The sequence below is a fragment of the Burkholderia sp. Se-20373 genome, assembly GCF_017104705.1.
Classification (GTDB): Bacteria; Pseudomonadota; Gammaproteobacteria; order Burkholderiales; family Burkholderiaceae; genus Burkholderia.
The window spans coordinates 1-8382 of sequence record NZ_JAAGPH010000224.1 but is presented as its reverse complement, the minus strand read 5'-3'; the positions used below and the strand labels follow the sequence as shown (position 1 = coordinate 8382).

Annotated in this window: 9 protein-coding genes and 1 pseudogene; 7 read left to right on the top strand and 3 right to left on the bottom strand. The window is 66.2% G+C overall.

The window, feature by feature from the left end:
• Positions 1–112: 112 nt before the first annotated feature.
• The 5 genes and pseudogenes from G3N96_RS36265 to G3N96_RS36245 form a co-directional block, all read left to right on the top strand.
• A pseudogene (locus tag G3N96_RS36265) lies at positions 113–331 on the top strand (tetraacyldisaccharide 4'-kinase); the annotation flags it as partial.
• Positions 312–506, top strand: a complete 195-nt coding sequence (locus G3N96_RS36260; RefSeq protein ID WP_010090898.1) for a Trm112 family protein — start codon at positions 312–314, stop codon at positions 504–506. The pseudogene G3N96_RS36265 and the gene G3N96_RS36260, both read left to right, overlap by 20 nt.
• A gap of 109 nt (positions 507–615) precedes the next feature.
• On the top strand, positions 616–1401 hold the full coding sequence (kdsB, locus tag G3N96_RS36255) for a 3-deoxy-manno-octulosonate cytidylyltransferase (protein WP_206140182.1): 786 nt from the start codon (positions 616–618) through the stop codon (positions 1399–1401).
• 208 nt (positions 1402–1609) lie between these two features.
• A complete protein-coding gene (gene adk, locus G3N96_RS36250; RefSeq protein WP_011352990.1) occupies positions 1610–2272 on the top strand; it encodes an adenylate kinase in 663 nt (220 codons plus the stop codon).
• A 295-nt stretch (positions 2273–2567) separates the two neighbouring features.
• The gene (locus G3N96_RS36245) at positions 2568–3326 is read left to right on the top strand and encodes an SDR family NAD(P)-dependent oxidoreductase (RefSeq protein ID WP_046544568.1); all 759 of its coding nucleotides are present in this window, start codon (positions 2568–2570) and stop codon (positions 3324–3326) included.
• 64 nt (positions 3327–3390) lie between these two features.
• On the opposite strand, the gene G3N96_RS36240 is transcribed toward G3N96_RS36245, so the two are convergent.
• Positions 3391–4233: a SirB1 family protein gene (locus G3N96_RS36240; RefSeq protein WP_089426643.1), complete on the bottom strand. Its 843-nt coding sequence runs from the start codon at positions 4231–4233 to the stop codon at positions 3391–3393.
• An 8-nt stretch (positions 4234–4241) separates the two neighbouring features.
• The gene (gene murJ, locus G3N96_RS36235) at positions 4242–5792 is read right to left on the bottom strand and encodes a murein biosynthesis integral membrane protein MurJ (RefSeq protein ID WP_046544567.1); all 1551 of its coding nucleotides are present in this window, start codon (positions 5790–5792) and stop codon (positions 4242–4244) included.
• Positions 5793–6096: 304 nt separating this feature from the next.
• On the opposite strand from murJ, the gene rpsT reads away from it, so the two are divergent.
• Positions 6097–6369: a 30S ribosomal protein S20 gene (rpsT, locus tag G3N96_RS36230; protein ID WP_039368270.1), complete on the top strand. Its 273-nt coding sequence runs from the start codon at positions 6097–6099 to the stop codon at positions 6367–6369.
• A 158-nt stretch (positions 6370–6527) separates the two neighbouring features.
• On the opposite strand, the gene G3N96_RS36225 is transcribed toward rpsT, so the two are convergent.
• Positions 6528–6848 (bottom strand): DUF3579 domain-containing protein, encoded by a 321-nt coding sequence (locus G3N96_RS36225; protein ID WP_021162567.1) that lies wholly within the window; start codon positions 6846–6848, stop codon positions 6528–6530.
• Positions 6849–7260: 412 nt separating this feature from the next.
• Here G3N96_RS36225 and argF point away from each other — a divergent pair, with 412 nt between their 5' ends.
• Positions 7261–8190 (top strand): ornithine carbamoyltransferase, encoded by a 930-nt coding sequence (gene argF, locus G3N96_RS36220; RefSeq protein ID WP_034190558.1) that lies wholly within the window; start codon positions 7261–7263, stop codon positions 8188–8190.
• The last annotated feature ends 192 nt before the right edge of the window (positions 8191–8382 follow it).

The window sequence follows — 8382 nt, the reverse complement described above, 5'->3', positions numbered from 1 at the left end:
CATCGATTCGAACGCGACACCGAGCCCTGCGGCGCTGGTCTCGGCATGCGCCACCCACGCGTCGGCATTCGCACTGAGCCCGTGATGCACGTGCAGCGCGACACAGCGCGACGCGCCCGCGACGCGCGCGCTGCCCGACCACTACGCGTTCGCCGACAATCCGTTCGTCGACGACGCCGTCGATGCGATCCTGATCACCGAGAAGGATGCAGTAAAATTGGGCGCTTCCTGGCGCGACGCCCGACTGTGGGTTGTCCCCGTCGAAGCCGCGCTCGACCCTCGCCTCATTGCCCTCGTTGTGGAGAAACTCCGTGGACGCTCGCCTGCTTGAAATCCTTGTGTGCCCTATCTGCAAAGGCCCGCTCCACTATGACCGTGCCGCGCAGGAACTGATCTGCAACGCGGACAAGCTCGCCTACCCGATCCGCGACGGCATCCCCGTGATGCTGGTCGACGAAGCGCGCCAGACCGTCGAAGGCACGCCGGTCGACCCGGCCGGCCGCTAAGCCGCCCGACCCGGCCCTCGCCTCGGCACGTCCGCGGCAAGGGCGCCGGACCCGCCGGGCGGCCCGCCCCGACGCGCCGCCCGCTCCGCTTTCCTCACCGTCCTCCCCGATGACTCAACCCTTCATCGCCGTCATTCCCGCCCGGCTCGCGTCGACGCGGCTCCCGAACAAGCCGCTCGCCGATCTCGGCGGCAAGCCGATGGTCGTGCGCGTCGCCGAACGTGCGCGCGAAGCGGGCGCGCAGCAGGTGCTGGTCGCGTCGGACGCGCAGAGCGTGCTCGATGCAGCCCGCGATCACGGCTTCGAAGCGGTGCTGACACGCGCCGACCATCCGTCCGGCACCGACCGGCTCGCGGAAGTCGCGGCGACGTTCGGGTGGCGCGACGACACCGTCGTCGTCAACGTGCAGGGCGACGAGCCGCTGATCGACCCCGTGCTCGTGCGCGACGTAGCGTCGCACCTCGCCGCGCATCCGGCCTGCGCGATTGCGACGGCCGCCCACCCGATCCACGACGCGGCCGACGTGTTCAACCCGAACGTGGTGAAGGTCGCGCTCGACGCGCAGAGCGTCGCGCTGTACTTCTCGCGCGCGCCGATTCCATGGAGCCGGGACGCGTACCAGCCGCACTGGCCCGACGTCGCGGCCATGCCGGCACCGGCCTTCCCGGTCTACCGGCACATCGGCCTCTATGCGTATCGCGCGCGTTTCCTGCGCACCTATCCGACGTTGGCACAGGCGCCGATCGAACAGGCCGAGCAGCTCGAACAGCTGCGCGCGCTCTGGCACGGCGAGCGCATCGCAGTGCTGATCACCGAGTCCGCACCGGAAGCCGGGATCGACACGCCGGCCGATCTCGCACGCGTGCAGGCCCTTTTTCAGCCGTCATCAAAATAACCCGTGGCATAATCAGGCGATTGTGCGAGCCGTCCGCGACCAGCGCGTCCTCGCTTGACCCCGCCCGCGGCCCTGCCGGCAGCCGCGCGTCGCCCAACCCGACGCGCCGCATCAGACCGGTCCGCCACGCGCCAGGCAAGCCCCGCGCACATCGTCGCCGGCGCTTTTTTCGTCTCGCCACACGAATCTACATACTGGAGATATCACCATGCGTTTGATCCTGTTGGGCGCGCCCGGCGCGGGAAAGGGCACCCAGGCAAACTTCATCAAGGAAAAATTCGGCATCCCGCAAATCTCGACGGGCGACATGCTGCGCGCGGCCGTGAAGGCCGGCACGCCGCTCGGCGTCGAGGCGAAGGGCTACATGGACGCCGGCAAGCTCGTGCCGGACGCGCTGATCATCGGCCTCGTCAAGGAGCGCCTGAAGGAATCCGACTGCGCGAACGGCTATCTGTTCGACGGTTTCCCGCGCACCATCGCGCAGGCTGACGCCATGAAGGAAGCCGGCGTCGCGATCGACTACGTGCTCGAGATCGACGTGCCGTTCTCGGAAATCATCGAGCGCATGAGCGGCCGCCGCACGCACCCGGCATCGGGCCGCACGTACCACGTCAAGTTCAACCCGCCGAAGGTCGAAGGCCATGACGACGTGACGGGCGAGCCGCTGATCCAGCGTGACGACGACAAGGAAGAAACCGTCAAGAAGCGCCTCGAAGTGTACGAAGCGCAGACCAAGCCGCTGATCACGTACTACGGCGACTGGGCGCAGCGCGGCGAGGAAAACGGCCTGAAGGCACCGCAGTACCGCAAGATCTCGGGCCTCGGCAGCGTCGAGGAAATCCGCGAGCGCGCGTTTGGCGCACTGAAGTAAGCAGCGCGTCGCGCACCCGCAAGCCGCCCTTTCCGGGCGGCTTTTTTTTGCCCGGCCGGAATTGGCACGACCGCTCCGGTTCTGCCGTCGCGCGAGCGTGCCCCGTACAATCGGTCGGGTGCCGGGGGCCCCTGCTACCGGCGCCCATCATTTCAACCGGTCGCGCGGCATCGGACCGGGCAACCGCTTCGCGCGGCAACGCAACACGCGCCGAAGCGCCAACCGCGGTCGACCATCCAGCATGGGGCGGCCCTGAGCGCTGTCGCGCCAGAGGCGCTCAATAACGGAGGCAACCATGGAAATTCGCGGCAACGTGTTTCTGATCACGGGCGGTGCATCGGGCCTCGGCGCCGGCACCGCGCGGATGCTCGCGCAGGCAGGCGGCACGGTCGTGCTCGCCGACCTGAACGACGCGGCGGGCACCGCGCTCGCGACCGAACTGGGCGGCATCTTCGTGCACTGCGACGTGTCGAGCGAAGCCGACGCGCACGCGGCAGTCAGCGCGGCGACGCAAGCCGGCACGCTGCGCGGTCTCGTGAACTGCGCGGGCATCGCGCCCGCCGCGAAGACCGTCGGCAAGGACGGCGCGCATCCGCTCGACGTGTTCGCGAAGACGATCAACGTGAACCTCGTGGGCACGTTCAACATGATCCGGCTCGCGGCCGCCGCGATGGCGGCCACCGCGCCGACCGCAGATGGCGAGCGCGGCGTGATCGTCAGCACCGCGTCGGTTGCCGCGTTCGACGGGCAGATCGGCCAGGCCGCGTACGCGGCGTCGAAGGCAGGCGTCGCAGGCATGACGCTGCCGATCGCGCGCGACCTGTCGCGCAGCGGCATCCGTGTGATGACGATCGCGCCCGGCCTGTTCGAGACGCCGATGCTGCTCGGCATGCCGCAGGACGTGCAGGACGCGCTCGGCGCGATGGTGCCGTTTCCGCCACGGCTCGGCAAACCGGCCGAATACGCGCTGCTGGTGCGCCAGATCGTCGAGAATCCGATGCTCAACGGCGAAGTGATCCGCCTCGACGGCGCGATCCGGATGCAGCCGAAATAGGCACGAAAAAACGCCCGCGATGCGGGCGTCCTTTCATTCAGGGTTACGGCGGCGCGGCGGCGGCTCAGTCCTCGCCGTCGCGCTGCATCCGCTGCCGCAATTCGGTCACCTGCGACTCGACGACGGTGGCGTCGTCCGCGTCCGGCCGCTCGCCAAGATACAGTTCGAGATCCTCGAGCGCGGGCCGCAGGTAATCGAGCCGCGCATACGCGAAACCGCGGTCGCGGACTTCGTCGAGGTGCTCGGGCAACAGGATCACGAGCCGCTGCTGCACCGCGAGCAGCCGCTGCCAGCGTTCCGTCTGAAGATAGATCGTCTTCAGGTTGCGCAGCATCCGCGCGATGATCTCGCGGCTGGTCGCCGGCTGCAGCAGCGCGCGCAACGCGCTGTCGACCGCGCCGGCCGCGCGCGCCACGTACGGCTCGAGCATCTCGACCATCTCGGCTTCGGACAGCGAATGGCCGTTGGCCGGATCGATGATCAGGTCGCCGTCCGGCAGCGTGACGCGCAGCAGGAAATGGCCGGGGAACGACACGCCGCGCGCCGGCACGCCGATCTGCTCGGCGAGCTCCAGGTACAGCACCGACAGCGAGATCGGGATCCCGCGCCGCCGCTTCAGCACGGCGTTCAGGTGGCTGTTATCGGGGTCGTAGTAGTCGTTGTGATTGCACGCGAAGCCGAGCTCGCGGAAGAAGAAATCGTTCAGCGCGGCGACGCGGCCCTTCAGGTCCGCATCGTCCGTGAGCCGCCGGCGCAGCCGCGCCGCCAGCATGTCGAGTTCGGCCAGCGTGCCCTGCAGGTCGAGGTCGGGATACGCGTCCTGCGCCAGCGACAGCGCCGCTTCCGTGACGGGCAGACTGTCGTCGTCTGCCACGAGCGTGCTGAAGTAGTCGAGGACGCGGGTCATTGCGGTCGTCACTTGGCGCGCCTTCTGAAATAAGCGTATTTGAAGCCCATCACCCACAACATACCGAAATATAGTGCAGCGAACAGCACGAGGCACGCGGCCATCAGCGCAATGCGATCGAGCGGCTGCGTACGCATCCCGGTCCAGTCGAAGCTGATCGACAGCCAGTGCATCAGGCCGGCGAGCACGAGCGCCGCGCCGATCAACTGCACGAAGAAGCGCAGCCAGCCCGGCGACGGTTGGTAGATGCCGCGCTTGCGCAGCCCGATGAACAGCAGCAGCGAGTTCAGGCACGCGCCGACGCCGATGCTCAGCGTCAGGCCCGCGTGGCCGATCAGCGGCACGAACACGTAGTTCGAGATCTGCGTGACGATCAGCACGCCGATCGCGATCTTCACGGGCGTCTTGATGTCCTGCTTCGCATAGAAGCCCGGCGCGAGGATCTTGATCAGGATGATGCCGACGAGGCCGATCCCGTAGGTCGCGAGCGCGCGCGCGACCATCGTGACGGTATGCGCGTCGAACTTGCCGTAGTTGAACAGGGTCGCGGTGAGCGGCGTCGCGAAGAAGAACAGCGCGAGTGCGCTCGGTGCCGCGAGCAGGAACGTGACGCGCAGGCCCCAGTCGAGCAGCGCCGAATACTCGTGCGAATCGGCATCGACGTGCGCCTTCGACAGGCTCGGCAGCAGGATCGTGCCGAGCGCGACGCCGAGCAGCGCCGTCGGGAATTCCATCAGGCGGTCGGCGTAGTTGATCCACGACACGGCGCCCTGCCCGAGCCGCGACGCGATGTTGGTGTTGATGATCAGCGACAGTTGCGCGACCGACACCGCGAACGTCGCGGGCACCATCTTCGCGAGCACGCGCTTCACGCCCGGGTGGCGCAGCGCGCGCAGCGGATTGAGACCGATCAGCGGCACCATGTCGATCTTCTTCAGGCCCGGCAGCTGCACGAGGAACTGCAGCACCCCGCCGACGATGACGGCCCACGCGAGCGCGAACACCGGCACCTTCAGGTGCGGCGCGACGAACACGGCCGCGGCGATGAACGCGACGTTGAGCAGCACCGGTGCGAACGCGGGCAGCGAGAAGCTCTTGTACGTGTTCAGCACGCCGGAAGCGAGCGTCGTCAGCGAGATGAACACGATGTACGGGAACATGATCTGCGTCATCGTGACCGCGAGCGGGAACGCCTGCCCGTCGGTGTGCAGGCCGGACGCGACGGCGAACACGACCCACGATGCGCCGGCGATCCCGACCACCGACAGCACGGCAAGCGCCCACGCGAGCACGGTCGACATCGCGTCGACGAGCGCTTTCGTTGCATCGTGCCCCTGCTGGTTCTTGAACTCGGCGAGGATCGGCACGAACGCCTGCGAGAACGCGCCTTCGGCGGACAGGCGGCGCAGCAGGTTCGGGATACGGAAGGCGACGTAGAACGCGTCGGTGTATTGACTGGCACCGAACGCACGGGCGATCAGTGTCTCGCGGGCCAGTCCGGTCACGCGCGACAGCAGCGTGAAGCCGCTGACCGTCAGCAGGGCTCGGAATAGATTCATGGGGCGCTTATTATACGGACGTTGCGTGGCCCGGCCAGCGGCCGATGCCGAAAAGCGCGCACGCGTTCGGCGCCGTCCTTGGCGGGTGTCACGTTGAACTTGCCACGCGCTTGATTTCGTTGCTATAATCGCCGGTTTCTAGGCTCGTACATGCACGGCAACTGCCGTTTTCATGTCCCTGCCTCGGTTAAAATCACCGTTTTTTATGCGCCCCTGGGCAATCGCTCTCAGGGGACGGATCGAAAAGCAGCGCTTGGCCGTCTAGGCTCCAAGCTCTGGAAACAGGACAGGATAAGGAACCGTCATGGCTAACTCCGCACAAGCACGCAAGCGCGCCCGCCAGGCCGCGAAGGCAAATTCGCACAACTCGGCGCTGCGCTCGAAATTCCGTACCGCGATCAAGGCTGTTCGCAAGGCTGTCGACGCCGGCGATCAAGCAAAGGCTGCAGAGCTGTTCAAGTCTGCCGTCAAGACGATCGACACGATCGCCGACAAGAAGATCGTTCACAAGAACAAGGCCGCTCGCAGCAAGAGCCGCCTGGCCGCAGCCGTCAAGGGTCTGCAGGCAGCAGCGTAAATCCGGTGCGCCCGCTCACGCGGGCGTTCCTGTTTCCTGCGATCGCAAAAAAGCCCGCCTAGGCGGGCTTTTTTGTCGCCTGTCGCCGGCGCATCCTGCGGGGCCGGTGACAGCTGCCGCGAGGGCGGGCGCGGCAAGCGCCCTCGCCCGCGCCGGCATCACTTCTTCGCGTCGTAGTCCGGCAGTTCGCACGCCTCGGTCACGACGAGGTTGTTGTCCTTCGCGAAATTCAGCACGAAATCGAATGCCATCGGCTCGACGTCGCGCAGCCGGGAATCGAGGATCACGCATTTCAGGTCGCCGAGCATCGTCGGACGCACGTAGAGCGAATACTTGAGGCGCGCGTTCGGTCCGCTCGCCCCCGGCCCGAAACAGGCCATCACACCGGCCAGACGTTCCGACCAGTCGCTCGGGCGAAACTTTTTCCCGTCTTTCGTGATGCCCTGGATGAAGAATTCGGTCGGAGGGGTTTCAGCCATGTGGTTACCCAAGTGACGGCCCGGCGATGCCCAGGCAACGGCGCCTGGATACGCGAACACAAAGCTGAAACGGACGGCGGCACAAGCATTCCGATATCCCGAAAACAGGACGTCGGCGCGCGCCACCGGCGGACTGCACCGGATTTGTGCAGCGCACGGCTTGTGTCCGGCAGAGCGAGAGGAGGCTTGCCTGCCGGGCTGGAGAAAACTTTTGAATTATACCGCAGCGCGCCATCGCGCGCCGTCCCGCCCCCTTCCTCCTGCGTCGCTTGACGCGCGCGGCGATCGTGCCCCGCTTCTCTCGGCGGCTCGTCAAAGCACAGAAAATCCTTTATGCTGCTTTGAGTTATCCACACCCGACGGCGGCGCCGTCCGGCCTTGCTGCCGGGTGCAACCCGCCGTATTTCGCTTCATGACCGCCAAAACCATTCGTCACTACCTGCAGTTCAAGGATTTCTCGCTGGAAGACTACGAGTACGTGCTCGAACGCACGGGTATCCTGAAGCGCAAGTTCAAGAACTACGAGACCTATCACCCGCTGCACGACCGCACGCTCGCGATGATCTTCGAGAAGAGCTCGACGCGCACGCGCCTGTCGTTCGAGGCCGGGATCTTCCAGCTCGGCGGCCACGCCGTCTTCATGAGCACGCGCGACACGCAGCTCGGCCGCGGCGAACCCGTCGAGGATTCCGCGCAGGTCATCTCGCGAATGGTCGACATCATCATGATCCGCACGTTCGAGCAGGAGGTCATCAAGCGCTTCGCGGACAATTCCCGCGTGCCGGTGATCAACGGCCTGACGAACGAGTACCACCCGTGCCAGGTGCTCGCCGATATCTTCACGTACTACGAGCACCGCGGCCCGATCGCCGGCAAGACCGTTGCCTGGGTCGGCGATGCGAACAACATGCTCTACACGTGGATCGAAGCCGCGCAGATCCTCGGCTTCAAGCTGCGCCTGTCCACGCCGCCCGGCTACGCGCTCGACATGAAGCTCGTGTCGCCCGACAGCGCGCCGTTCTACGAGGTGTTCGACGATCCGAACGAAGCATGCAAGGGCGCCGATCTCGTTACCACCGACGTGTGGACGAGCATGGGCTTCGAGGCCGAGAACGAGGCCCGCAAGCAGGCGTTCGCCGACTGGTGCGTCGACGAGGAAATGATGGGGCACGCGAACCCGGACGCCCTCTTCATGCACTGCCTGCCCGCGCACCGCGGCGAGGAAGTGACGGCCGGCGTGATCGACGGCCCGCAGAGCGTCGTGTGGGATGAAGCGGAAAACCGCCTGCACGTGCAGAAGGCGCTGATGGAGTTCCTGCTGCTTGGCCGCCTCAAGCACTGACGCGCCGGCAACTGGCCGTCCATGAAAAAAGCGCCGATCGACGATCGGCGCTTTTTGCTTTGGCGCTGACCCGTCCTGAAATAGGTTGACACTTTTTCGCTGAAACGAAGAGGTGCCAAGTGGAGCAAGAGATCAAGCGGACGCAGCGGGACTACAGCCTGGCTTTTAAGCTATCGGTGGTCGAGCAGGTCG

What these genes read in the sequence shown, in the direction of transcription:
- adk (WP_011352990.1), top strand. Translation starts at nt 1,610, where the DNA reads ATGCGTTTGATCCTGTTGGGCGCGCCCGGCGCGGGAAAGGGCACCCAG.
- kdsB (WP_206140182.1), top strand. Translation starts at nt 616, where the DNA reads ATGACTCAACCCTTCATCGCCGTCATTCCCGCCCGGCTCGCGTCGACG.
- argF (WP_034190558.1), top strand. Translation starts at nt 7,261, where the DNA reads ATGACCGCCAAAACCATTCGTCACTACCTGCAGTTCAAGGATTTCTCG.
- rpsT (WP_039368270.1), top strand. Translation starts at nt 6,097, where the DNA reads ATGGCTAACTCCGCACAAGCACGCAAGCGCGCCCGCCAGGCCGCGAAG.
- G3N96_RS36225 (WP_021162567.1), bottom strand. Translation starts at nt 6,848, where the DNA reads ATGGCTGAAACCCCTCCGACCGAATTCTTCATCCAGGGCATCACGAAA.
- G3N96_RS36245 (WP_046544568.1), top strand. Translation starts at nt 2,568, where the DNA reads ATGGAAATTCGCGGCAACGTGTTTCTGATCACGGGCGGTGCATCGGGC.
- G3N96_RS36240 (WP_089426643.1), bottom strand. Translation starts at nt 4,233, where the DNA reads ATGACCCGCGTCCTCGACTACTTCAGCACGCTCGTGGCAGACGACGAC.
- murJ (WP_046544567.1), bottom strand. Translation starts at nt 5,792, where the DNA reads ATGAATCTATTCCGAGCCCTGCTGACGGTCAGCGGCTTCACGCTGCTG.